Below are 22,712 nucleotides of genomic sequence, written 5' to 3' on the forward strand. Positions count from 1 at the left end.
TCTTTTCCTCTATTCGGGCTCATAGACGCCTTCTACGCGACCGTTTCCTCTTTCTTTTCCTCTATTCGAGCTCATAGACGCCTTCTACGCGACCGTTTCCTCTTTCTTTTCCTCTATTCGAGCTCATAGACGCCTTCTACGCAACCGTTTCCTCTTTCTTTTCCTCTATTCGGGCTCATAGACGCCTTCTACGCGACCGTTTCCTCTTTCTTTTCCTCTGTTCGGGCTCATAGACGCCTTCTACGCGACCGTTTCCTCATTTTTTCCCTTTGCTCGGGCTCATAGGCTGCTTCTACGTGACTAAGATTATCCATGCCGTATTGGTAAACTAGGAATTATTTCTTCATGGAACCAATTTAGCTCCTTATGAAGACGAACAACCTCTCCAATTACAATCATGCTCGGATTTGAAACACCTGCTGACTTCACCCGTTCCTCAATCGTTTCAAGTGTTCCAACAACCGTTCTTTGGTCACTTAATGTTCCCCATTGGATCAGAGCGATTGGTGTCTGAGGAGATTTTCCGTGTTGTATTAATTGATTAATAATCGTCGATAGGTGTGACACTCCCATATAGACACAAAGGGTATCAACCCCTTTTGCCAGGTGTGACCACTGGTGCTCCGCCGCTAGGTCCCCTGCTTGATGACCAGTAATAAAGGCAAAACTTCTACTCAAAAAACGATGGGTGACAGGAATGCCGGCATAAGCCGAAGCCGCAATGCCTGCCGTGATTCCTGGAACAACTTCAAAGGGAACTTCATTCCTCAAGCATTCCTCGGCTTCTTCTCCCCCACGGCCGAACACAAAGGGATCCCCTCCCTTTAAACGAACGACCTGAAGACCCTTTTTCGCATATTTCACTAAAAAATGATTGATCGTTTCTTGCTTCATTGTATGGTAATGTGGAAGTTTACCACAGTATACCAGTTGGGCTTCTTTTTTTGAATGCTTTAAAAGTTCAGGATTTACCAGCCGGTCATAAAGGATGACATCTGCTTGCTGCAGGTACCTTAATCCTTTTACTGTAATTAATTCTGGATCACCTGGACCCGCACCCACTAAATACACCTTTCCAACCACGGCTATTCATCCTTTCTATATTACCAGTTAAATAATGTTCTTATCCTGCAAATATCCAAATATTTGTTTTACTGCTTCTTCGACCGTTAATTGATCGGACCTAACCGTGATTTCTGGACGTTCCGGCGCCTCATATGGTGAGTTGATCCCTGTAAAATCTTTAATTTCACCACGTCGAGCCTTCACATATAACTGTTTAGGGTCACGTCTTTCACATTCTTCAAGAGGGCAATCGATAAAAACCTCAATAAACTCACCTTCTTGAAACAGCTCGCGAACCTGATCACGGTCCGAACGGAAGGGAGAAATAAACGCAGTCGTCACCAGGGCTCCACTGTCTACAAACAATTTCGCTACTTCTCCAATTCTCCTAATATTTTCGGTCCGATCATGGTCGGAAAAGCCAAGGTCTTTATTTAAACCATGGCGGATATTATCACCGTCCAAAACGTATTCCGTTATACCTTGTCGAAACAATTCGCTAGATACGGCATTGGCAATGGTCGATTTCCCAGAACCTGAGAGTCCCGTAAACCATAGAACACAGCTGCCATGTCCCTTTTTCAAGCGGCGGTCTTCCTTCGTAATTGTTGCTGCATGCCATGTAATATTTGTTGTTTTAGTCATTGTTCTGCCTCCTTAGACCGTCGTCGTTTCTTTCATTCCTTCAATCAACACTTCTACTACTTCTTTCCGACTGAATGTTGATGGTGGAAGTGTCCCTGCGCGTAGCATTTCTCTCACCTTTGTTCCTGAAAGAATGACACGGTCTTCGTTGCTGTGTGGGCATGTTTTATCTGAAGCCATACCTTCACATTTGTTGCAATAAAAACTATGTTCAAAGAACAGTGGTTTAATGCCAAGTTCTCCTTCTTCAAATTCACTAAAAATCAGCTGTGCATCGTAGGTTCCATAATAATTGCCTACACCTGCATGATCGCGTCCGACGATGAAGTGTGTGCAACCAAAGTTTTTACGGGCAATGGCATGAAAAATGGCCTCACGTGGTCCTGCGTAACGCATCGCTGCCGGATACACACCTAGCTGAACCCGTTCAGTAGGGTAGTAGTTTTCTAGTAACACACGATAGCTTTTTAAACGAACTTCTGCAGGAATGTCGTCAGATTTTGTTTCCCCAACTAATGGATTGACGAAGAGTCCATCGACCGTCTCTAGTGCTGCCTTTTGGATGTATTCATGTGCGCGATGGATCGGATTTCTTGTTTGGAAGCCGACCACTGTTTTCCAGCCTTTTTCTTCAAACAAGGCCCGCGTTTCTATGGGCTCCAACCATACATCTGTGAAAACGCCCTTTTCCGGTTTTTTAATGAGTGTTACTTCCCCTGCTACGTAAACGGGACCTCTTTCATAAAGACGTCTCACACCTGGGTGAGCTAGTTCAAGTGTTTTATATACCTTTAGTGCTTCTTTATCTAAGTCCGGTTCATACCATTCAGATACCTTAATGACTCCATAAACCTCATTGTTAAAAATCAACTTTATTTCCTCGCCTACCTTTAATGTGGCAGCCGTTTCAGTGGAAACAGGTAGTGTGACAGGAATAGACCAAATCGTATTGTCAGCTAGGCGCATGCTTGAAACGACTGATTCATAATCTGCTTTTCCAAGGAACCCAGTAAGCGGGCTGAATAGTCCAACACCTATTAACTCGAGGTCACTCAAGGCAATAGCATCAATTTCTAGTTCTTTTTCAATAAGTGATAGATCTAAATTTGGGTTGTATGCTTGGATTAATTTTCCTCCATGCGGTTTTGGTAAAAATGACAACAAAATCAAATCCTTTCTTTAGTTAACCGTTTTGTCGGCTACAATTTTTTTTATTTATTAAACTAAGATTCTAATGAAAAATGCTTAGTCTTTAGCAACTTCTTGTCTTACGGGAATAGTAGTTTTCTGTTTTTTCATTAATGACAGAACCCCAAACACAGAAATTAACGCACCCCCCATGGCGATTATTGGATAAAAATTATGTTCAATGAGTAACTGAATCAGCGTGTACGAAAGGACCATTGATAAAACAGGTGAAACGATCCAGACTGTAAGCAGTTGAACCACAATATCTTTTTTTAGTACGGCTTTACCGTGTTTCGCAAAGCCAATTCCAATAATGGAAGAGGTCGTAATTTGCGTAAGTGGCACAGGGATACCAAACACTGATGCAATCGTCACAATTGTTGCACCAGTACCAGAGATAACGCAGCCTTCTTCCAGTCTGAGTGTGGTGATTTTTTTTCCATTTGTTTCAAGAACCCGATGACCTAATAGCAAGGCTCCAAGAGCGACGAAGATGCCACCCCAGAGAATACCATCCCCTGTTGAAAGGATGTTGGCACCTACAAGGGGGCCAACCGCATTCGCCACATTGTTCATCCCTGCAGAAAAGGCCTCAAACATACCCATGATTAACACAAGGACAGATAAAACGGGAACTGCTTTGGATGCTTCCAGCCATTTTTTCAGCTGTTTAATTTTCAACACGTAAGAAGCAATAATGGCGATAATAAAGGCAACAAATGGAGTCAGGAGCCAAAACAACATAATCCAGACAAGATGACTCACGAATACGGATTGATAAACAATCCCAGCACCGACCACTGAACCAACGGCCACTTCACTTGTAGAAAGTGGTATGCCAAATATATTGGCTAAAAACAATGACAAGGCAGCTGATGCTAGAACGATTAAGGCAATTGGAACCGTAAATGTACTATTCGGAACAATTCCGCTGCCAATCATTTTGACCACTTCACCACCGCCAAGCCATGCGCCAAAGAACACTGCAAGGGCACAAAGCAGTAATGCCAGCCTCTTTTTAACTACTCCAGCTCCGTAGGCAATTCCCATCGAAGCGGCAGCCCCGCTAGCTCCTATATTAATTGCGAAAAATAATCCGATTGAAATGGCAATGATTGTGAGCAAATGATATGCCCTCCCTATTTCGTGTGTAATCCACACTCAGTCTTGCTGCTTCCCGCCCAGCGGCCAGCACGTGAATCTCCATCCGTCCCAGTCGGCTGTGTACATGGAAAGCATCCGATACTTGGATATCCATGATCATGTAGGGTGTTGTATGGTAAGTCTTTTTCTTTGATGTAGCTCCAAACTTCCTCCCAGGTCCAATGGATTAAGGGACAGATTTTGATATTTTGAAATTTGTCATCCTTATTGATAAACTCTGTAGTTGCTCTTGTTGGTGATTGCTCTCTGCGAAGCCCCGATATCCATGCTTGCTTTGCTGTTAATGTTTCTCGTAACGGAATGACCTTCCGAATATTGCAGCATTGGCCGGAATCACGTTTCCATAAGGCTGATCCATATTGTGCTGCTTGTTCATCAAGCGTAAGGTTTGGGAGTTTTCGCTCAATTTTCAAGCTAGGAAATCGGGCTTCTATCTTGTCAATGACTTCATAGGTTTCGGGAAAGTGTAAACCTGTATCTAAAAAAACAATATGTGCATCGGGCTTAATTTGTTGGATTAAGTCAATTAACACGATGGCTTCTGCTCCAAAGCTTGATGCATACACAAGTTCTTGTTCAGGATAGCTGCTGTATGCCCACTCTAAAACGGAACGCGCTCCTTTGGTTTCATCCTCATATGAAAATGTATCTGATATTTCACGCCAATTTTGATAAGTTACTGTAGTCGTCATCGCTACAGGCCTCCTTTTCATTCGTAAAAATAAGTTGATTCTTTTTTGCTCCGCCTTTTTCAATAGAAAAAGGCGGTCTCCTTTTAAGTAATAGTGGAGACCGCCTCTAGTTTGTCTAGTCAGCGATTTTTATTTGATTGGATACGGACCTTTTCAATTTTTTCAAGTTGCACAATCTTGCCATCCTGGACAACTAGTGTAATTGAACCAAATTGTAAGGTTTCGAGCATTTTCTCAAGCTGAGCGAAGAGTTCTTCCTTTTCATTTTCTTTCAGTTGGTTCGCCCCCCTTTTATCAATCCAGGAAGATTTTATTTATTTAATAATTTTATAATTTATTGAAATTAATCCTACCATACCTATAGGTTTTATGTAAATGAAAAAATTTAATTTTTTGTATATTAATTTTTGCACCTTTTTACATCTTGTAATTAAAGTCAAAAGCGACAAAAAAATAAGCGTCCAAATCCGATATTACACCGTTTTGGACGCCTATTATCAATGTCTTTATGACTAGTTTTACCTTTGAAATTAAGGGTGAATGGGCCTAGGTGATTAAAGCAATGGTTTCCCTGCATCTGGAGAAAGATTTGGATCGCCTTTCCCAACAATAATCGAGCTTTCTGCCTGAATATCATTATCTTCCAAGTTTGCTTCTACATTGTTGGCCGTTTTACTAGCCGTATCTTCTTTCACCTTATTATTGAGTTCTTGTGGTAACATCTTTTCTTCCTTGTTCATAATAACACCATCCTTTAAGAGGTAGTGTTGGTTAATCCTTTCGAACTATACATTTATATTAACTAACCTTCTTATTAATCTTTCTTGCTGCCGCGAGATTAACAACTTGTTCCGCATGTTCTTGACCAATAATCACATTTTCTTTTACCATTCCCGCGATGAGTAAGTCCTTTTTCATTTTTTGTAAAAGTAAGTCTTTAAAAAGGACCGAACGATTTGGGGCTATTTTAGCGGCTATGTTCCATAACCAACTCTCCATATGAATACTGATTGCTTTTTTTCTTAAATCTTCCGAAACATTCTTCATACTTAAACTTCTTATTGGTTTTCGGTCTGTAGTAGCTGTCATTAATTTGCGCTTGTATTGGATGATGTTTAAGTATACCTCACCTAACAGTTCAGAAACGGTATCTGTTTCAGTCATTAATTTTTCATTAATCAGTTCGAACTTAATCTTTTCTAGGAGTAAATCCCTAAAAAACTTAGATCTATTGGTCTCTATCTGCTCAACTAATTCCCACATCCAACATTCAAGGTTGAGACTGACCGATTTTTTCATGTGATTCTCACCTCGATCGAAATTTGGTCATTCAAACCAAACTTATTTGTAAAAATCTATCTAAAAAAACGATGCATGGAAATTTGTTGATCTCTATTTTTGTCGTAGAGCTTTTCAACTTCTTCTTGATGACAAGCTTCTTGTAGACTGAGCGTCCGTTTTTTTATGGTTATCGAAAGGAATAAAATATTGATGGTCATTTTACCACTCCTTCACTCTTAAGTGTATTCTTTTATTTGATGTCCTTAGTATAGAAAAACTTAGGAAAAACTTAATCATCCTCAAGGCGAAAGTTCCCTACAATCTTAGACCTATTTATTTTTCAGTCTTTGGTCGCATATTTAAAACGACCAGTCAGTTTACTTTATTATATTTACCTTTTTGAATAATTGTCAATTTAATACACCTACAATTGAAAAATATTTTCACTATTCATTTTTATTGAATTTTAGAACCCCATGATGGATTCCATAGCTTTAGACGAAGAAAAGACAAGAATGGTTTCTTGTTTTTTCCAATTTTATGCTTTTATTTTTTCTAGAAACATTTGTTTCATTTCAGTTAAGACTTGTTTAAAAGGGTAATCTGTATAAACAGACTGTACTGTAACTCCATTAATCATCGACCAAAATAAGTCTGCCATTACTTCTGGGTGAAGGTTTTTCTTGATTTCGCCTGATTCTTGGCCCTCTTTGATAATCCCAGCAAGCAGGTCGACAAAATACTGGTTTCTACGGTCCGTTAATTTTTCTGCTAATTCAGGGTGCCTTGAGGCATGGAGCTTAAATTCATCATGAACGATAAATTTCCCCTTAATTTCTTTATCAGAAAAGTCAACCAATAAATATAAGTTAAATAAAAAATCGATTTTTTCAATGGCACTATCGTAAGTTTCAAGATCCTTCACTAGACTTTCATACGTTTCTTTTGTGTCTGTACTCATTAATTCTAAGTATATCTCATCTTTACTTTTAAAATAGTTATAAATTGCCCCTTTGCTTATCCCTGAATGCCCCACAATATCATCGATGGTAGCCACTTGGAACCCCTTCTTTGCAAAACAAACTAGCGCACTTGCCAGAATCTCCTTCTTTTTCTTCTCTTTATGTGAGTCTGAAACAATTGGCGGCATTTATTTACCTCCGTTCTAAAAAAATTAAATGAAATCATTTACAAGTATCTTAATTTTAATTAAAACATAGATGACCTACTTAAAAAAGACTATTTAGTCTAAATAATATTTCTTACTAGATAAAATAGGTTTTCCTTCATTTACACTAAGAAAAACATACCAACAACGTTTGTTACATATTCACTGCCAAAAACATCCACTCTAAAAAGGTAAAATTACAATGAAAGGAGCCATTTATGAAGAGGATTATTCAATTCTTCATAGCTGTTTTAATCTTCTTTGGAGTGCCACTTTCCACTCTTGCAAGCGATAGCTGGCCATTATCCCAAGGGACACCGCAGCAAACAAATTATAAAAAAGTCACATTATCAAATGAACTATTTTTAAAGCATGAAATGGATTTACAGTCTATTGGCAACCCGAGAAAAATGTTAGTGAACGACCAAATTCTTTATACTTTAGATTCTGATGGGAAGAAGATGTCTGCTTTTTCACTCGAGACCAAGGCTGTTAAATGGGAATTTGCTCCCCCTAACGGAAACATTATTCTTGATTTTGTAATCTTTAATGGAAATATCGCAGTAGCAACAACTGACCGAACCTATCTAGTCAAGGATGAAGGGTTTAATAAGTCCATTGTATGGGAGAAAGATGTTGGTGGTAATAATCTTAACTTTGATGATTTATCCATTTTTGTTGCCAATAACAATGTGATTCATTCATTAAATGGGCAAACAGGTGAACTAAAATGGAGCAATACAATGCCTGCTGCTACAGTGATACAGGGTACCATTTCGATTTCATTCGACAAGGTTTATGCGATTACTGAGCCCCGGCTGGAAACAGGGCGAAAATTATTTGCCCTTTCAAAAGCAACTGGAGGAATAGTTTGGACCTCTAGTTTCCCAGACTTTGCAATGATTCCTTTAGTTCTAGGCGATAAAATCTTTATTTCAGGACAGCCTATGCTGTTAGCCTTTAATGCAAGTAATGGTGCCTATGCATGGAGAAAAACGCCTGAAAAAGGATTTACCGGATTATACCGGTATGACATATCAGCCAGCGAAGATACCGTATTTGGTAGAACGGGCGCAGGGATGTTAATGGGGTACACGATGGCAGGGGATGTGAAATTTAATGTTCGTTTTGCCGTAAAAGATCCCGTTGGTACAACTGGTTCGTTTTCTAGAGGTCCTCTACTTGTGACAAGTAACCAGCTCATTTTGGAATATCAAGGAAATCTTGAATTTTATGATACAGCAACCGGTAATCATGAGCATACCATTACAATTCCAAATGTGAAGCTCGAACCTGTCCTTGTAACTGAGCATTATTTAATTGCTAGGTCCTCGAGTAAGCTTCATATATTTGCTCCGCCTGCTGATTCTCAGTACGTGGACCCTGATGGAAATGTACAGCCAGAACAGCCAAATGCACCGGACCCAGTACCGCCACAGCAAATGATCTATGTGGTTAAGTCGGGAGATACACTATGGAAAATTGCTAACCAATTTGGAACAACCGTACAAAATATTGCAGAATTGAATAAGCTTGATCCTAATGTCTACCTATGGGTTGGTCAAAATCTCACTGTTCCAAAGCCACAGAAAACTCATATCGTCCAAGCGGGAGATACGTTGTGGAAGATTAGCAACCAGTACGGAATTACCATTACGATGGTAATGGAAGCTAATAAACTGCCATCGAGTGAAATTTGGGTTGGACAGCGACTAATAATTCCAGAACTAGCGGCTACAGTTAAAACACATACAGTCATAGCCGGTGATACCCTATGGAAAATAGCCAACCAATATGGCACTACCATCCAAGCAATTGTTGATAAAAATAACCTCCCGAACACAAACATTTGGGTAGGCCAAAAACTACTAATTCCATAAGAAAAAGCGCAAGCGCCTTGATCAGCCCCGACAGGCAATTGTTCTTCTGCAAGAAAATTTGCTCTTTGACTTTTATTGCAGAAGGTTATTTGACGAGGGCTAGGCGCTGGAGCTGGACAATTCTCTATACATTCTGATTAATTAACAAGCAACAGTGTCCGCCTGAGGTGGACACTGTCTTTTTATGGTGCCTGACACCACTTTTATTTTATTGCATGGGGTTGCTGAAGTCGTTTATGAGGATTTGAACTTCGTCGCCTTCAATTATTTCTCCTAGGCGTTCGACGGCGCAGACGATTCCACGGAGCTTGTAAGCTGCTTTGACAAATTTCGTAGCCAGTTTTGGGTGGTTTTCGTAATGTTTTTGAATCATCTCACCAGGAAATATACAGGGTTGATTTTCTCCCATACAGATTATACCGGCACCACTTGGGAAGAGAATACGTGAGCCCATCGTAAGCTTCGTTAGCTCAGGGTATCCGTTCAATAAGAGATTTGCACCTAACCATTCCGGTAGAACATATTTAACTCCGAGGCCTTCCGCTATCTCTACAAGTTCTTCTTCCGAAACAATTGTAATTTGACGACGATTAAAAATTTCTGTCCCTTTTGGATACATCGGCTGCCGTGAATCGGATGGTACAACCATACCAAAATGGCGGTCCCCTCTTATCCCTCCAAACTCAAGTGTGGTATTAGCAATCCTTCTAGTTAAAAATGATTCTGGTTGATCCGCAATTAATATGGCATTTATCTTTGCTCCTGCATTTTTCATGATATTCCTTCTTCCTAAATAAAAGTCGAGCCCATCTTGAGCTTTTTATTATGTGAATAAATTATTTAGTTCCCTATATGTATGTCTTTTATTTTTTGCTAGGTGTAACGGCACGATTATTTTTGGGAACAAGTATAGTGGATTACTACCTAAGGCGTAATTTACCGAAGGACATTGTTTTTTTAGCATTGTAACAGTATTTACCCATATAATTATTTTACACCATATTAAAGGGGGAATTGATTATATGAATCAACAAACCTTAATATTGGATTTAGATGATACCCTCATCCACTGCAGCAAATATTTTATCAAATCAAAAAACCAATTTGCTGAACAGATGCAAGACTGGTTTGATTTCCTTTCAAAGGATGAAATTTTACAAAAGCAATTAGAAATTGATGTAAAAAATGTGGATAAACACGGCTTACATTCTTCACTTTACCCAGAATCACTCGTATTAACCTACAAATATTTTTGCGTCAAATATGGTAGAGCTTTAAAGAAAAGTGAAATCGAACTTGTACGTAGAGTGGGTCAAGAAGTATTTGAACTTGAGGTACAGCCCTTTCCTTACGTATATGATGTCTTGGATAGTCTGCAAGAGGATGGTCATCAATTGTACCTCTTTACAGGCGGAGATAAGAAAAATCAAAGGAGGAAAATTAATCAGTTAGGATTAGATCACTACTTTGTGGACCGCGTGTTTATCCATGAGCATAAAAATTCTACTACGTTGAAAAAACTGCTAAATAGAATAGAATGTGAAAAAAAATCAACCTGGATGGTTGGAAATTCACTAAAAACGGATGTAAAACCCGCTATCGAGTTAGGCATCAATGCGATTCATATACCGTCTGAATTTGAATGGAGTTATAATATCATTGATTTAGAAATTGAACCGAGTGGGACATTCGCCGAGCTCGAATCCCTTTTACAGCTTCCGGTTTATTTAAGAGACTATGCCTTCATTCATGAAGCAATCTAATTGAAAAGTGGCTTGGGGGAGTTCCCAAGCCATTTTTCTATATTTTATCATTTTTTCTAAGAATTATTTTGACTACTTAGTATCTCGTTTACGGTTGTTCTCATGGAATAAATGACGGTTTTCCTATAGCGTGCGGCTATAAGCAGCACCCTTATTTGTTCGGATCGGGATAAATTTTTAAAACGAGGCTCTTGTTTCAAAAAGGAACGGACGATTGACCAACTGGGTGGCATTAAAGGAAAGTCATCTAGGGGCTGTTTATTCCGTAAACGATGAAACCACGACATCATTCCGGCTGAACTACTTTTATCGACAATACATGGGGCATAAATATTTTTAGTATGTTTTTTTAGGGATTCGAATCGATCCTGCCCACTCACAATAGTATAGCTGCCATCCTTCCGGTTTTTTTTGACAACTAAAACAAACATGCAGTCCCACATTAATCTCTGGAGTTTTTTCATGTGCTCCGTAATTTTATGGGATAAATCAGGTTTGATTTTGTAAAGTGGTATATACTGTATCGTAAATTTCATACTCAGCCCCTCCTGTTTTTTCATGTTTCTCTTTGGATCTCTGCAGCAGGTGCATTGTACTGATAAAGCTAGTAGCTAATGATGACCTTTAACTTATTCATCTGTAAGATAATATGTATGAAATGAGCGCATGTCACATACCTCTAAAGACAAATAGAATTTACGTTTCAGACCTTTAACATAGCCATTAAAAAAAGAACAATGCGATTGGACTCACATTGCTCTTTTACACCAATTTTCACTTCGGATAAAGTATTTCATCAATAATCCCATACTCTTTTGCCTCTTCTGCACTCATAAAATAATCTCGATCCGTATCCTTCGCCACTTTTTCAACCGGCTGGCCGGTACGTTCTGAAATGATTTCATTAATATGCTCTCTGAGCTTTAAGATTCTTCGTGCGGATATTTCTATTTCCGTAGCCTGCCCTCGCGCTCCACCTAGAGGCTGATGGATCATGATTTCACTGTTTGGCAGAGCGTAGCGTTTTCCCTTTGTCCCTGCGAGGAGCAACATGGCCCCAAATGAGGCCGCCATCCCCGTGCAAATGGTTCGAATGTCAGGCTTAATGTATTGCATCGTATCAAAAATGGCAAAACCTGCCGAAGTAGAACCACCAGGGCTATTAATATAAAGAGAGATTTCCTTATCCGGTGCATCTGCAGCTAAAAATAATAATTGGGCTACCACACTATTGGCCGTATGGTCGTTTATTTCATCTCCAATGATAATAATTCTGTCCTTTAATAATCGTGAATAAATATCGTAGGAACGTTCTCCTCGATTAGACTGCTCTATTACATATGGAATTGTACTCATTCTTTATTCCTCCTTGAAGCGATGATTGGCTATGCAGCCATACAGAGAGTGCTTGAAGGAGAGATGTTGGGACGGGCCTTTTGGAAGCTTCTAGAAATAAGCGTAGCTTCAGTTCGAATACTTCTTAACGAAGGAATCACATCAATTAGGATGGTAGGGTCTTGATTTTTCAATGCCTCATAAAAAAGTTCCGAGAGCTGCTCCCGCTCTTCTACATCCCAAAAGGATTCTAAATCAAAGGATTGTTCCTCTTCGTTTGCTTTTTCCAGTCGCTTCTTAGCTCGGTGGAGATTGGACTTCACTGCTATTTCTGTTACATCAAGGATATCGGCTATTTCCTTCAGTTGATATTGAAAAGCCTCTTTTAAAAGAAAGATAACCGCTTGCTTTGGAGTGAATTTTTTCAAAAGCAATTCCACTGAATCATTTAGATTATCTAGTTGATGAGTAATAGTATGACTTGCACAATCAAAATCTGATTCCATTGTTTCCTTCTTTCTTTTACGAAGCAAATCAATCCAGTGATGGTAAGCCATTTTATTTAACAAAGCAGAATTCATCTTTTGCGGTTGATTCATATATCTTATGGCTTTAAGATACGTGTCTTGGGCGACATCCTCTCCATCCCATTTATTTTGGGTTAAAAAGTGACAATATCGCTGAAGTTTCGGATAATACTCCATCCAAAAGGCATCCTCAAACCTATTTTCGTCCTCTGAATTTTCTACGCTGTCCTGTCTAAGTTTGTGTGACATTGATTTCACTCCTTTGCACTCTCTACCCTATTAACGATTCAAGGAGGGTGAAAAGATACGGGGTCAAAAAAATTTTTTGTTAGTGATACTATATGTGGCTCGTATTGGAATTAACCATGTCCATCCTTTATTAATGCACTAGGTAGACCCGCTCAGGACGACCGACTGTCCCATATGAGAGGTCTGCCTCAATTTTTTCTTCTGAGACCAAATGTTCTAAGTATCGTCTTGCAGTCGTTCGGCTGACGCCAATTTCTTTAGCCACAAGCTCGGCCGTTAGCCCTCTACCTTCCCTGCCAAGAACCTCCAATACCTTTTCGAGTGTCAGTGGATCGATTCCTTTAGGTAGATAGACCCTTTCGTTCCCTCCATTTTCATTCTCTTTACGCAACAGCTTATCCACCTGCTGCTGGGTGACATGAAGACTTTCTTTGCGTAATTGGATCAGTTTTGTATGGTACTCTTTATACCGTAACAATGATTGTTTGAAACGTTCAAACACGACAGGTTTAATAATATAATCGAATACACCTATACTAATGGCTTCCTGCACCTTGTGGATCTCTTTTGTTGCCGTAATCATGATTACATCCATTTGTTTGGTCTGCTGTTTCGTTTCCTTTAGTAAGTCTAATCCATTCATATCTGGAAAATACACATCAAGAATAAGTAAGTCTGGCTGGAGAATCTCAATTAACGTTTTTGCCTCTATATAACTGGCGGCTATCCCAACTGTCTCAAACCCCTCTATTTGTTCAAGAAACCGCTTTTGGATTTCTGCTACCCTTAAGTCATCCTCCACAATTAACACGGTGATTGTTTGACCGCTGTTCATACATATTCCCCCTGCTTTTTGGTATTGCTACTGTGAAAATGGAGCCTTCTCCCGCATTCGAAGAAAATGTAATCGTTCCTCCTAAGTCATTTAAAGCTTTTTGTACTAAACTAAGTCCAATTCCAGCATTGCTGCTTGTATTCTTGGTGGTAAAACCTGCCTGAAAAATCTGTTCACTCATGTCCGGATTCATCCCTATGCCGTTGTCTTCTACTTCAATAATCAGTTCTTTACCCAAATCGGTCAAAAATAAGGAAACATTCTTTCCTTGCTTTTCATTTTCTTTTACAGCTTCAAATGCATTATTGATGAGGTTTCCTATCACGGTTACTAATCCCTCTCTGCTGATTTCAAGTGGGACATCTTTAAAACTGCTTTCTCTATCGATTGTAAAATGTATTTTTAACTCGCTTGCTAAGCTAACTTTTCCTAAGATAAATCCTGCAATAATAGGATCTGGGATTTCTTTCATTAAGAATTGAATGAACCCCTGGGCAACATCCACTTCTTTTGAAATAAAATCAATGGCTTCCTGATAGGACCCCAGTTGAATCAGACCAAGTAGAGTATAGAGGCGATTAGAATATTCATGGGTTTGTGCGCGCAATCCCTCTGCGTAGGCTTTAACATGGGATAATTCCTGCAGTAGCTGAGCAAGCTCCGACTTATTTCGAAAACTGGCAACAGCGCCAACTACCTCCCTTTTGTTATTAAAAATAGGAATCCGATTGGCTAAATACACCTCGCCCATAATGATAATTTCCTGGTCATACTCGGCTTGTCCCGTCCGCACCACTTCAAGTAGGTGGGTATTAACCAGCACCTCTTCAATTCTTTTTCCTCTCAGCAGGATATGATTGGGCACCTTCAAGATCGTATGTGCGGTTTCATTCACTACGGTAATTTTCCCATCGGTATCGATGGCGATAATCCCCTCATGAATAGATTCCAAGATTGCATGCTTCTCTTGGTACATCCATGCGATTTCTTTTGGTTCTAGTCCAAAAATAGCTCTTTTAATATTTAACGAGATTAATAGTGCTGCCAATAACCCGCCTATTAAAATAATTAATGTGGCAACAAAAATTTTCTTCTGTAACTTCGAAATCTCTTTTTCAATATCCGTTTGCAAATACCCAACAGAAACGACGCCAATGACCACGCCGTTACTAAAAATGGGGGCTTTTCCCCTCAAGGAAGGACCTAACGTCCCCGTAGACTCGGAAATAACAGACTCTCCTTTAAACACTTGACCATTGTCCCCCCCTACCATTTTTTGACCCAAACGATTCGGGTTGGGATGCGAATAGCGGATTTCGTTTCTGTTCCCAATGACGATAAATTCTGCCCCCACCTGTTTTCTAATATTTTCAGCAATGGGCTGGATAATCGTTGAAGGATTATTGGTCCGAAAGGCTGCCTGAATCTCCGGCATATTGGCGATTGATTGAGCAACTGATAACGCTTTGGACCCGATTTCATGCTTCAAATTTGATTCCATAATATTTTTAAAGGTAAATTCTATAATCGTTCCAAGGACAATAATAAGTATGGAGATTCCTAGCATTAGCTTTGTATGTAGACGCATTTAAACACCTCTAACTCTATCATATTAAAAAAAACTCCTTTTAAAAAGGAGTTTTTTCTCAATCTTCAGAATCTTACCCTTCTACATTGATGATTACTTCTTTCCCTCTTCGTTTCATCATGAACGGAACTACCAGCCAAAGGACAGTGATGAGAAGGAATGCTAAAGAAATTGGCCGTGTAAAAAATACACTGTAATCACCATTCGATATGGTTAGGGCTCTTCTTAGGTTATTTTCAATCATAGGTCCGAGGACTAGACCAAGAACTATCGGGGCAATGGGGTAATCATGTTTATTAAAAAAATACCCCAGGACTCCACAGCCCAATAATAGTAGAAGATCGTTGGTCGATACTTGAACAGCATAGACGCCAAAAATGGAAATGGCAATAATGATCGGGATTAAGTATTTCTTGGGTGTTTGAATGATTTTTGCAAATACCTTTACTAATGGAAGATTCAAGACTAAAAGCATGATGTTACCTATGAACATGCTGGCGATTAATCCCCAGGCTACCTGTGGATGGTCTTCAAATAACAATGGACCTGGCTGAACATTGTACATCATCAGAGCACCCATTAGGATAGCTGTGGTGCCAGAACCTGGTATCCCTAATGTTAATAATGGAATCATAGCGCCGCCAGACGCCGCATTATTCGCTGATTCTGGTGCCGCCACCCCTGCTATCGTTCCTGTACCAAATTTCGAAGGAGTTTTGGAAATCTTTTTTTCAAGAATATAAGAGAAGAAGGATGCAAGTGTTGCCCCAGCGCCCGGTAAGATTCCAACAAAGAAGCCAAGGATACTTCCGCGGGCAATCGGTCCAGCCGATTCTTTCAATTCCTCTTTGGATGGCAGCAAGTTATTAATTTTTGCAATATCCGCCTCTTCCTCTTCTTTTTCTAAAATGGTCTTGAATACTTCACCGAGCGCAAACAACCCTACCGCTAAAGTTAGAAACTCAATCCCTTGGAAAAGCCATGGCACATCGAATGTAAATCTAGCAATCCCGGAAACACTGTCAATTCCAATTGTTCCGAGTAATAACCCACAAACAGTCATGATTAAGGCTTTTGTTACCGACTTTCCAGCTAATCCACTAACGGCACCCAGACCTAGGAGCATTAAGGAGAAATATTCTGCCGGACCAAATTTTAGGGCTACGTCGGATAACGGCTTTGCTAGGGCAATCAAGGCAATCAGTGTTACGATTCCAGCTACAAACGAACCGATTGCTGCGATGGATAGTGCGCTGCCGGCCCTTCCTTTCTTTGCCATTTGATATCCGTCCAATGTTGTGACGACAGAGGACGATTCTCCTGGTGTATTTAATAGAATAGAAGTAGTAGAACCCCCATACATGGCTCCATAGTAAACTCCTGCTAATAAAATGATTGCGCTTGTTGCAGCTTGTTCTGGTGGTAGTCCGCCTGTTATGGATGCCGTTACCGGAATAAGAAGTGCTACACCACTCATTGGGCCAATACCTGGCAATACGCCAACAGCGGTCCCTATCAAAACCCCAACAAAAGCAAAAATGATATTATACCAAATAAGGGCCGTTCCAAAACCTTGAAATAAATAATCTAATGTACTCATGATTTTTCCTCCTTTCTTCTATTGCTGTGGTTAAAACCAAATAGGCCAACCTGGAAGTGTTCCCTTTAACACTTCAACAAATAAAAAGTAAACGATTCCTGAAAAAGCAGCAGATATGATAAGGGATGTCACCCATTTCGAACGTTCCATTGTTTGGAAGCAAACAAATAAAAAGACAAAAGTAGTAATCACATATCCGATTGTTTCCAAGGTTAAGATATAAACCAATGTAGCGATGAAAATGATTAAAAACGGCTTATATTCTAATTTGCCCTTTGCTTTATGCTCTCCCTTTGAGATGATTGTTTCATAAAACAAGCGAATACTTAATAATACAAGGATAATACCAAGAATAAATGGAAAAATATCAGGACCTACTACACTACCGTAGGACGAGCTTGATAGCTGCTTACTGCCAATTATAAATAGCACACCAACCGCAAGAAACATGACTGATGCGATACGATCGAATTTGATATCCATCTTCATACCCCCTCCTTAACTAATAGGGGAAGGAGAGAGTACACTCCTTCCCACACTATTACTTTTGCATGCCCAATGCTTCTAATAATTGCTGGACTTGTTTATCTTGTTCTTCTAAAAACTTTTTGAAATCGCCACTGTTTTTGTACTGTAACTCCCAGCCTTGAGTCTCTACTTCCTTCTTCCACTCAGGTGTCTTGACTAGCTTATCAATCGTATTTTCCCAATAAGTTTTTGCTTCCTTAGACATCTTTTCAGGACCGAATACTCCGCGCCAAATCGTAAATTCGGCGTCAACTCCTTGTTCCTTTGCAGTCGGTACATCTTTAAAATCTCCTGTTAAGCGATCAGTTGAAGTGACAGCCAATACTCGAATCTTACCTGCCTTTAAAAATTCCTTTACACTAGAAGCGTCCGTTCCGATTACATCAGCATTTCCTCCAAGTAGTGCGGTAATTGCTTCCCCGCCGCCATCATAAGAGACATATTTAATTTTCGTAGGATCCACACCATATTTGTACGCTGGAAGAATGGAAATCAAATGGTCCATCGAACCTGGTGCGGAACCACCTGCAAATGTTAGTTTAGTAGGGTCTTTTTTCACGTCATCCAAGACGGATTTAAGGTCCTTATATTTTGAATCGGCTTTTACGACAATGGCACCGAAATCCTTCGTCAACTGCGCTAATGGAGTGGTGTTTTTGTAGCCGTAAGGACTGTTTCCTTCCTTTTTGAGATTGTTAATAATGATCGGCGGTGAACTAACAAAGAGCATATCGTTGTTTGCCGCATGTTGGGTTGCGTATTCCGCCATAAATACAGCCCCACCACCACCTGGCTTATTCTCTACTGTTAATGGCTGAGTTACGAGTTTTGTATCGCTTAGTACTTTTGTAAAGGAACGTGCGGTTAGGTCCCAGCCACCCCCTGCACCCGATGGAGCTACAACCGTAATGGCTTTCGTTGGATAGCCTGTACCTTCTTCCTTTTTACCAGAGCTAGCTGTTTCTTTACTGCTGCAAGCACCAAGGCTTAATGCCAATGCACCTGCACACATGACTGCTGAAATTCCTTTAATAGAAAACATTTTGTTTCCCCCTTTGTAAACGTTTTCTTAATTTTACAAAATCTTTTGCTTCTGAATAGATTTTGTATTTAAACAGCATTAAAAACTTATAAACCATTTTGTTCATTTTGTTCACGTGAGGAAAATTGGAGATTTTTGCAGAAAAATAATAGTGGACTATTTTTATAAGCCTGATATAATCCAAATAGAATACATTATTACATTTAAAGGTGGACACTATGGGGAACACATGTAGGTATGTTGTCAACGCACTTGGAAAAGGTGGGGAAACATATTATACGCGTTGTAAGGACAAACAAGAATTGAAGAATTGGATTTCTACTAATCGTGAAAAAATAATAATGGACGAATTAAAAATCACTGATAAACAACAAAGTCTATTTTCCAAATGGTTAGGCATGAAAAAATTATTTTAACAACAAGACGCCATTCTATTTAGAATGGCGTCATTTATTTGTTATTTTAGTTGATTAATAGCAAAGGTATTATTAACATAAGGTATAATTATCCAACGGAGGTGTGTGTGGTATGGCAGTGGAAATTGAGGATAAAGTAACACCATCACGTTCAACAAGTAACAACAATAAAAATGACGTGAAAGTCAATAACAACTTCAGTTTAACGATTAACTTTGGAGATTCATTGAATGTATTAGCTTTAATTGCTGGGGTCTATTTGATTAGAAGAATTGCAAAAAACCGCAAACTTAAAAAGAAAGCAGAAAAAAAGTAATGGATCCAGCCATTACTTTTTTATATTTAACAAGATCCTTGACCTTATTCGTAACGTCGTTTACTCATCTATCTCTCTTAGTTTTTTCCGTAATTCAATCATCACAGCTCTTGGATTTTCCATTTCAAAAATAATATATTTATATTTTCCGAACCCGTCTACTTCCAGATGGACAAGGGGGACATTGTGTTCACAGGATATAAAATACCACTCGTTTCCAAACTTAAAACTACCTTCAAAAATGTTCAGTGGCGCAATCGCAGTGCCAGGCATTTTAAGCATCCACATCGGTGGATCAAATTCATCGATATAGACACGTTTAATGCTCTTGTAAGGAATTCTCAATTGCCATTTGAGTGCAAACACACTCAAAACCCCGTTTAACCTGAGCACAAATTCATCCTTTGTAAAGGTTACTTTTCTCCCCATTAAGATCACTCCAAAAGTGGATTTCGATCACCCATTATCCTTTATTTTACCACTGGAATATTAAGTAAACCATTCCTTTTACAAAAACAAAAAAAGGACCAACCTCAAGTCAGTCCAATCTTTGATGGTATTAAGCACAGGCTAAATGTCCACCTCAAGAAGACAAATGTCCTCGGATGGTGCCTGACACCCAAATAGAATTTACCCCTCTATAGTCACGAATTTCTTTTTCTGGATGTAGATTAGTCTGAGGGATAAGGCGATTCCTGCTGCTAGTAGTCCTACGGTTAGTCCGATCCAATAGCCCCTTGCTTCTAAGCTTGTGTAATGGGCCAACACGAATCCGACGGGGAGGCAGATAAGCCAATAGGCAATTAACGTCATGATAAAAGCGAGATTGACATCCTTATACCCTCTTAATGCTGCCTGTGCTGTCGCCTGGATGGCATCAGAAATTTGAAAAAACAGGGCAAAGATTAAAAAGTTAGCTGTTAAGTTAATAACGGCCGTTTCGTTCGAATATAAGCCAGCTACTTGATAACGGAACAAAACCACTAACAATCCCGTAAAGAGTGCAATGAAAATAGCCAGATAAACACCTAGCCAGCTGTACTGTTTGGCGTCTTTATAACGCCGTGACCCGACTTCAAAGCCGACAAGAACGGTAAGCGCCGTGGAAATACTAATAGGAATCATATACAAGAATGACACGATATTTAAAGCCGATTGATAAGCCGCGATTGTAGTGACATTAAATTTACTTAATAGGATCGTGACCACTGCAAACATACTTGTCTCGAAAAAAGTGGAAAGCCCCATCGGGACACCAATCTTTAAAATTTCCTTACATTCTTCCCACGAAAATTCCTTCGTATTACTGAAAACCGGATAGGATGAGAATGGGTCTTGTGTTTTTACAATAAAAATGGTCATCCCCATGATGGCCCAGTAAGTGATGGATGTCGCATACCCAGCTCCTGCGCCCCCTAACTCTGGAAAGCCAAAATGTCCAAAGATAAACGCATAGTTCAAGAAGAAATTAAGCGGTAATGATGCTAACATAATCACCATAATCACACGTGTTTTCCCTAGAGCGTAAATAAATGACCTTAGGACGTTAAAAATAAAAAGAGGGACAATTCCAAAACTTAGACCAACTAAATAATCAAATGCCGTTTCTTGAACATCCTCAGGCAGTTTCATTTTGTCTAAAATGGGTTCTAATAAAAAGGATCCCAGAATAATGACCACGATGGCAATTAAAAAGGAAAGATACATGCCATGTTTCACAACAGTGGATACTTCATTATTTCGTTTTTCACCGAATCGTTGTGCCGCAATGGGTGAAACCGCTAGCAAAATACCGCTGATTCCCATAAAAATAGGGCTCCAAACCGAGGAGCCAATCGCCACTCCTGCTAAATCGGAAGAATGATATTTCCCTGACATAATCGTATTAAAAAATACCATCGAAAACATGCCAAGCTGTGTAATTAAAATGGGAATTAATAAGACAATTATTTGTTTTGTTTTTTCCCTGATTGTAAAGGTCTGATTCATAACTGTGTGCTCCTTGAGAATAAAAATCCGAACCTTTATTATACTCTATTTCGAATTATTTTCCTCTAAATAAGTTTCCGCCTGTGATACCCATCACCCCTTCTTATTCTTGCTTTTTTTAAAATATAGTTAGAGGGAGATGGGTTCTGCGTATGGAAAAACAATTGTCCGATTTGTCTATTTTCGAGAGCTACCGCAATCGACAGGTGATTCTTAACTACTATCAGGATGAAGATTTTTTATGGAAAAGAGATGGCTTTCACTTTGAATCAATCCAAATTGGAACTGAGCAGCTGCTATTTTTAAAGGGAAATCACAGCAAACTATCGGTTCCCATAAATGATTACAAAACCGCTGTCATTAATACCCAGTTTCCGAATTTCTTTATTTTGCGTAATAGTGGGGATCGCTTGGAGATTTATTTTCCTTGAGTTCAAAAAATAGACGTGCATCCATCGCACGTCTATTCTTTATGTTTATAGCAGGTACTTTAGCTAGTTCTTTACAATTTTTGAAGGATTATTCACTTTATAAAGTACCGGCACATCAACAAGAAATTCTTCCTCTACATCTTTTCCCTTAGCTAACTTCTTAGCCGCTACTTTTCCGTCGAATTCCAGTTGATCTCCAACAGCCAGTTCAAACTTTTTAAGGGTTTTACTGTGACTGCACCACGCCAAACCAATTTCCATTGGATTGTCCTGAATGATTTTTACATCCTCTAAGACAACTACTTCATCGTTTTCTTCATTGAACGGATTGTAAGTCAGGGCAAACTGTTTAACCGTTGCAGTAAAGTGTACTTTATCAGCAGGCAACTCGAGCTTTGGAGCCTTCTCTTTCTTCGGCTTAGTTTCTTTCACTTTTGCTTGCTTCGGATTTGGCTCGGCCTCTTTTTTCGGAAGTCCATTGACAGCTGATGTTTTGCTAGGAGCAGGCGAGCTATCCTCTGCCTTGTTTCCATCACTTTTGCTATCACTCTCTACTGTCGGTATGTCATTATCCTCCAGATTCAACAAGCTTTCTTTTACAAAGCTTGATTGCTGCATTTCCTTCAAATAGGCTGGGTGGATACAGCTCAACTGCCCATCGTTAAACTCAATGACAATCGTATTAAATTCAGCCGCACTCCCGTAGGTTTCATAGCCTTTAATGGATACAAGCCGCTGGTAGTTCCTGTCTTTGTACCAAAATTCCCTTTTTGCTTCCTTAGCTGAGGAAAGCCCCCATTCCTTAAGCTTTTCCTTATAATGGTCCTCATCCCGAAAGGTATCGAACTCACCCTTTGGCGGAATATATTGTGTTAGCTCAAATTGTTCTATTTGCGGCCGTTCGATCACCACTCCACACTTCCTTCCATTATGTATATGTGTAGATTATATCATTTCATATGAAAAACATTAATCTCGATGCCAAATATGGGCAAAATATAAGATGCGTT

General features: G+C 39.5%; 27 protein-coding genes. 5 read left to right on the forward strand and 22 right to left on the reverse strand.

All coding sequences use genetic code 11. From position 1 onward, the window contains the following. Window positions 1–306: 306 nt before the first annotated feature. The 10 genes from cobA to QFZ87_RS16555 all read right to left on the reverse strand — a co-directional run bounded on the left by cobA (window position 307) and on the right by QFZ87_RS16555 (window position 7,185). The gene (gene cobA / locus QFZ87_RS16510) at window positions 307–1,083 is read right to left on the reverse strand and encodes a uroporphyrinogen-III C-methyltransferase (protein WP_309863523.1); all 777 of its coding nucleotides are present in this window, start codon (window positions 1,081–1,083) and stop codon (window positions 307–309) included. A gap of 27 nt (window positions 1,084–1,110) precedes the next feature. Then, window positions 1,111–1,710: an adenylyl-sulfate kinase gene (gene cysC / locus QFZ87_RS16515; protein ID WP_309863526.1), complete on the reverse strand. Its 600-nt coding sequence runs from the start codon at window positions 1,708–1,710 to the stop codon at window positions 1,111–1,113. A 12-nt stretch (window positions 1,711–1,722) separates the two neighbouring features. After that, the gene (gene sat, locus QFZ87_RS16520) at window positions 1,723–2,871 is read right to left on the reverse strand and encodes a sulfate adenylyltransferase (protein WP_309863528.1); all 1,149 of its coding nucleotides are present in this window, start codon (window positions 2,869–2,871) and stop codon (window positions 1,723–1,725) included. An 84-nt stretch (window positions 2,872–2,955) separates the two neighbouring features. Next, window positions 2,956–4,023 (reverse strand): sulfate permease, encoded by a 1,068-nt coding sequence (locus tag QFZ87_RS16525; RefSeq protein WP_309863533.1) that lies wholly within the window; start codon window positions 4,021–4,023, stop codon window positions 2,956–2,958. A 14-nt stretch (window positions 4,024–4,037) separates the two neighbouring features. After that, entirely contained in the window at window positions 4,038–4,754 is a 717-nt protein-coding gene (locus tag QFZ87_RS16530) for a phosphoadenylyl-sulfate reductase (protein WP_309867926.1), read from the reverse strand. 119 nt (window positions 4,755–4,873) lie between these two features. After that, complete coding sequence (locus tag QFZ87_RS16535; RefSeq protein WP_308084189.1) at window positions 4,874–5,029, reverse strand: YezD family protein; 156 nt, start codon at window positions 5,027–5,029, stop codon at window positions 4,874–4,876. Window positions 5,030–5,308: 279 nt separating this feature from the next. Next, entirely contained in the window at window positions 5,309–5,494 is a 186-nt protein-coding gene (locus QFZ87_RS16540) for a hypothetical protein (protein ID WP_309863536.1), read from the reverse strand. 58 nt (window positions 5,495–5,552) lie between these two features. Beyond that, window positions 5,553–6,053 (reverse strand): hypothetical protein, encoded by a 501-nt coding sequence (locus QFZ87_RS16545; RefSeq protein WP_309863539.1) that lies wholly within the window; start codon window positions 6,051–6,053, stop codon window positions 5,553–5,555. A gap of 56 nt (window positions 6,054–6,109) precedes the next feature. Further along, entirely contained in the window at window positions 6,110–6,253 is a 144-nt protein-coding gene (locus tag QFZ87_RS16550; protein WP_308079578.1) for a YrzI family small protein, read from the reverse strand. A 320-nt stretch (window positions 6,254–6,573) separates the two neighbouring features. Next, on the reverse strand, window positions 6,574–7,185 hold the full coding sequence (locus QFZ87_RS16555) for a TetR/AcrR family transcriptional regulator (protein ID WP_309863541.1): 612 nt from the start codon (window positions 7,183–7,185) through the stop codon (window positions 6,574–6,576). A 236-nt stretch (window positions 7,186–7,421) separates the two neighbouring features. Between QFZ87_RS16555 and QFZ87_RS16560 the strand changes: the two genes are divergently transcribed. After that, a complete protein-coding gene (locus QFZ87_RS16560; RefSeq protein ID WP_309863544.1) occupies window positions 7,422–9,083 on the forward strand; it encodes a LysM peptidoglycan-binding domain-containing protein in 1,662 nt (553 codons plus the stop codon). Between the two features lie 208 nt (window positions 9,084–9,291). Here the strand turns inward: QFZ87_RS16560 and QFZ87_RS16565 are convergent, their stop codons facing one another. Then, complete coding sequence (locus QFZ87_RS16565; protein WP_396133973.1) at window positions 9,292–9,861, reverse strand: MOSC domain-containing protein; 570 nt, start codon at window positions 9,859–9,861, stop codon at window positions 9,292–9,294. 244 nt (window positions 9,862–10,105) lie between these two features. Between QFZ87_RS16565 and QFZ87_RS16570 the strand changes: the two genes are divergently transcribed. After that, window positions 10,106–10,846: an HAD family hydrolase gene (locus QFZ87_RS16570; RefSeq protein ID WP_309863550.1), complete on the forward strand. Its 741-nt coding sequence runs from the start codon at window positions 10,106–10,108 to the stop codon at window positions 10,844–10,846. A gap of 56 nt (window positions 10,847–10,902) precedes the next feature. Here the strand turns inward: QFZ87_RS16570 and QFZ87_RS16575 are convergent, their stop codons facing one another. The 8 genes from QFZ87_RS16575 to QFZ87_RS16610 all read right to left on the reverse strand — a co-directional run bounded on the left by QFZ87_RS16575 (window position 10,903) and on the right by QFZ87_RS16610 (window position 18,550). Beyond that, complete coding sequence (locus QFZ87_RS16575) at window positions 10,903–11,382, reverse strand: hypothetical protein (protein WP_309863553.1); 480 nt, start codon at window positions 11,380–11,382, stop codon at window positions 10,903–10,905. 238 nt (window positions 11,383–11,620) lie between these two features. Continuing rightward, complete coding sequence (gene clpP / locus QFZ87_RS16580) at window positions 11,621–12,202, reverse strand: ATP-dependent Clp endopeptidase proteolytic subunit ClpP (protein ID WP_309863554.1); 582 nt, start codon at window positions 12,200–12,202, stop codon at window positions 11,621–11,623. 29 nt (window positions 12,203–12,231) lie between these two features. Next, window positions 12,232–12,957, reverse strand: coding sequence for a sigma-70 family RNA polymerase sigma factor (locus tag QFZ87_RS16585; RefSeq protein ID WP_309863557.1), 726 nt, complete (start codon window positions 12,955–12,957; stop codon window positions 12,232–12,234). 130 nt (window positions 12,958–13,087) lie between these two features. Further along, on the reverse strand, window positions 13,088–13,792 hold the full coding sequence (locus tag QFZ87_RS16590; RefSeq protein ID WP_309863560.1) for a response regulator: 705 nt from the start codon (window positions 13,790–13,792) through the stop codon (window positions 13,088–13,090). Continuing rightward, on the reverse strand, window positions 13,749–15,380 hold the full coding sequence (locus tag QFZ87_RS16595; RefSeq protein WP_309863564.1) for a sensor histidine kinase: 1,632 nt from the start codon (window positions 15,378–15,380) through the stop codon (window positions 13,749–13,751). The genes QFZ87_RS16590 and QFZ87_RS16595 overlap by 44 nt, the downstream gene beginning before the upstream one ends. A 73-nt stretch (window positions 15,381–15,453) precedes the next feature. Beyond that, window positions 15,454–16,980, reverse strand: a complete 1,527-nt coding sequence (locus QFZ87_RS16600) for a tripartite tricarboxylate transporter permease (protein ID WP_309863567.1) — start codon at window positions 16,978–16,980, stop codon at window positions 15,454–15,456. 30 nt (window positions 16,981–17,010) lie between these two features. Beyond that, the gene (locus tag QFZ87_RS16605) at window positions 17,011–17,463 is read right to left on the reverse strand and encodes a tripartite tricarboxylate transporter TctB family protein (RefSeq protein ID WP_309863570.1); all 453 of its coding nucleotides are present in this window, start codon (window positions 17,461–17,463) and stop codon (window positions 17,011–17,013) included. 58 nt (window positions 17,464–17,521) lie between these two features. Next, window positions 17,522–18,550 carry a Bug family tripartite tricarboxylate transporter substrate binding protein gene (locus QFZ87_RS16610; protein WP_309863572.1) on the reverse strand — a complete coding sequence of 343 codons (1,029 nt, stop codon included), beginning with the start codon at window positions 18,548–18,550 and terminating at the stop codon, window positions 17,522–17,524. Window positions 18,551–18,768: 218 nt separating this feature from the next. On the opposite strand from QFZ87_RS16610, the gene QFZ87_RS16615 reads away from it, so the two are divergent. Together QFZ87_RS16615 and QFZ87_RS16620 are read left to right on the forward strand one after the other, a co-directional pair. Next, on the forward strand, window positions 18,769–18,966 hold the full coding sequence (locus QFZ87_RS16615) for a hypothetical protein (RefSeq protein ID WP_309863575.1): 198 nt from the start codon (window positions 18,769–18,771) through the stop codon (window positions 18,964–18,966). 112 nt (window positions 18,967–19,078) lie between these two features. Next, window positions 19,079–19,282 carry a hypothetical protein gene (locus QFZ87_RS16620; RefSeq protein ID WP_309863578.1) on the forward strand — a complete coding sequence of 68 codons (204 nt, stop codon included), beginning with the start codon at window positions 19,079–19,081 and terminating at the stop codon, window positions 19,280–19,282. Between the two features lie 60 nt (window positions 19,283–19,342). Here the strand turns inward: QFZ87_RS16620 and QFZ87_RS16625 are convergent, their stop codons facing one another. Beyond that, complete coding sequence (locus QFZ87_RS16625; protein ID WP_309863580.1) at window positions 19,343–19,711, reverse strand: hypothetical protein; 369 nt, start codon at window positions 19,709–19,711, stop codon at window positions 19,343–19,345. Window positions 19,712–19,912: 201 nt separating this feature from the next. After that, on the reverse strand, window positions 19,913–21,271 hold the full coding sequence (locus QFZ87_RS16630; protein ID WP_396133931.1) for an MATE family efflux transporter: 1,359 nt from the start codon (window positions 21,269–21,271) through the stop codon (window positions 19,913–19,915). A 152-nt stretch (window positions 21,272–21,423) separates the two neighbouring features. Between QFZ87_RS16630 and QFZ87_RS16635 the strand changes: the two genes are divergently transcribed. Further along, entirely contained in the window at window positions 21,424–21,702 is a 279-nt protein-coding gene (locus QFZ87_RS16635) for a hypothetical protein (RefSeq protein ID WP_309863583.1), read from the forward strand. A 63-nt stretch (window positions 21,703–21,765) separates the two neighbouring features. Here the strand turns inward: QFZ87_RS16635 and QFZ87_RS16640 are convergent, their stop codons facing one another. Further along, window positions 21,766–22,611 carry a hypothetical protein gene (locus QFZ87_RS16640; protein WP_309863586.1) on the reverse strand — a complete coding sequence of 282 codons (846 nt, stop codon included), beginning with the start codon at window positions 22,609–22,611 and terminating at the stop codon, window positions 21,766–21,768. Between the last annotated feature and the right edge of the window lie 101 nt (window positions 22,612–22,712).

The sequence above is a fragment of the Bacillus sp. SLBN-46 genome, from assembly GCF_031453555.1.
Taxonomy (GTDB): Bacteria; Bacillota; Bacilli; order Bacillales; family Cytobacillaceae; genus Neobacillus.

What these genes read in the sequence shown, in the direction of transcription:
- cysC (WP_309863526.1), bottom strand. Translation starts at nt 1,710, where the DNA reads ATGACTAAAACAACAAATATTACATGGCATGCAGCAACAATTACGAAG.
- QFZ87_RS16530 (WP_309867926.1), bottom strand. Translation starts at nt 4,754, where the DNA reads ATGACGACTACAGTAACTTATCAAAATTGGCGTGAAATATCAGATACA.
- QFZ87_RS16540 (WP_309863536.1), bottom strand. Translation starts at nt 5,494, where the DNA reads ATGAACAAGGAAGAAAAGATGTTACCACAAGAACTCAATAATAAGGTG.
- QFZ87_RS16545 (WP_309863539.1), bottom strand. Translation starts at nt 6,053, where the DNA reads ATGAAAAAATCGGTCAGTCTCAACCTTGAATGTTGGATGTGGGAATTA.
- QFZ87_RS16550 (WP_308079578.1), bottom strand. Translation starts at nt 6,253, where the DNA reads ATGACCATCAATATTTTATTCCTTTCGATAACCATAAAAAAACGGACG.
- QFZ87_RS16555 (WP_309863541.1), bottom strand. Translation starts at nt 7,185, where the DNA reads ATGCCGCCAATTGTTTCAGACTCACATAAAGAGAAGAAAAAGAAGGAG.
- QFZ87_RS16560 (WP_309863544.1), top strand. Translation starts at nt 7,422, where the DNA reads ATGAAGAGGATTATTCAATTCTTCATAGCTGTTTTAATCTTCTTTGGA.
- QFZ87_RS16570 (WP_309863550.1), top strand. Translation starts at nt 10,106, where the DNA reads ATGAATCAACAAACCTTAATATTGGATTTAGATGATACCCTCATCCAC.
- QFZ87_RS16575 (WP_309863553.1), bottom strand. Translation starts at nt 11,382, where the DNA reads ATGAAATTTACGATACAGTATATACCACTTTACAAAATCAAACCTGAT.
- clpP (WP_309863554.1), bottom strand. Translation starts at nt 12,202, where the DNA reads ATGAGTACAATTCCATATGTAATAGAGCAGTCTAATCGAGGAGAACGT.
- QFZ87_RS16585 (WP_309863557.1), bottom strand. Translation starts at nt 12,957, where the DNA reads ATGTCACACAAACTTAGACAGGACAGCGTAGAAAATTCAGAGGACGAA.
- QFZ87_RS16590 (WP_309863560.1), bottom strand. Translation starts at nt 13,792, where the DNA reads ATGAACAGCGGTCAAACAATCACCGTGTTAATTGTGGAGGATGACTTA.
- QFZ87_RS16595 (WP_309863564.1), bottom strand. Translation starts at nt 15,380, where the DNA reads ATGCGTCTACATACAAAGCTAATGCTAGGAATCTCCATACTTATTATT.
- QFZ87_RS16600 (WP_309863567.1), bottom strand. Translation starts at nt 16,980, where the DNA reads ATGAGTACATTAGATTATTTATTTCAAGGTTTTGGAACGGCCCTTATT.
- QFZ87_RS16605 (WP_309863570.1), bottom strand. Translation starts at nt 17,463, where the DNA reads ATGGATATCAAATTCGATCGTATCGCATCAGTCATGTTTCTTGCGGTT.
- QFZ87_RS16610 (WP_309863572.1), bottom strand. Translation starts at nt 18,550, where the DNA reads ATGTTTTCTATTAAAGGAATTTCAGCAGTCATGTGTGCAGGTGCATTG.
- QFZ87_RS16615 (WP_309863575.1), top strand. Translation starts at nt 18,769, where the DNA reads ATGGGGAACACATGTAGGTATGTTGTCAACGCACTTGGAAAAGGTGGG.
- QFZ87_RS16620 (WP_309863578.1), top strand. Translation starts at nt 19,079, where the DNA reads ATGGCAGTGGAAATTGAGGATAAAGTAACACCATCACGTTCAACAAGT.
- QFZ87_RS16625 (WP_309863580.1), bottom strand. Translation starts at nt 19,711, where the DNA reads ATGGGGAGAAAAGTAACCTTTACAAAGGATGAATTTGTGCTCAGGTTA.
- QFZ87_RS16630 (WP_396133931.1), bottom strand. Translation starts at nt 21,271, where the DNA reads ATGAATCAGACCTTTACAATCAGGGAAAAAACAAAACAAATAATTGTC.
- QFZ87_RS16635 (WP_309863583.1), top strand. Translation starts at nt 21,424, where the DNA reads ATGGAAAAACAATTGTCCGATTTGTCTATTTTCGAGAGCTACCGCAAT.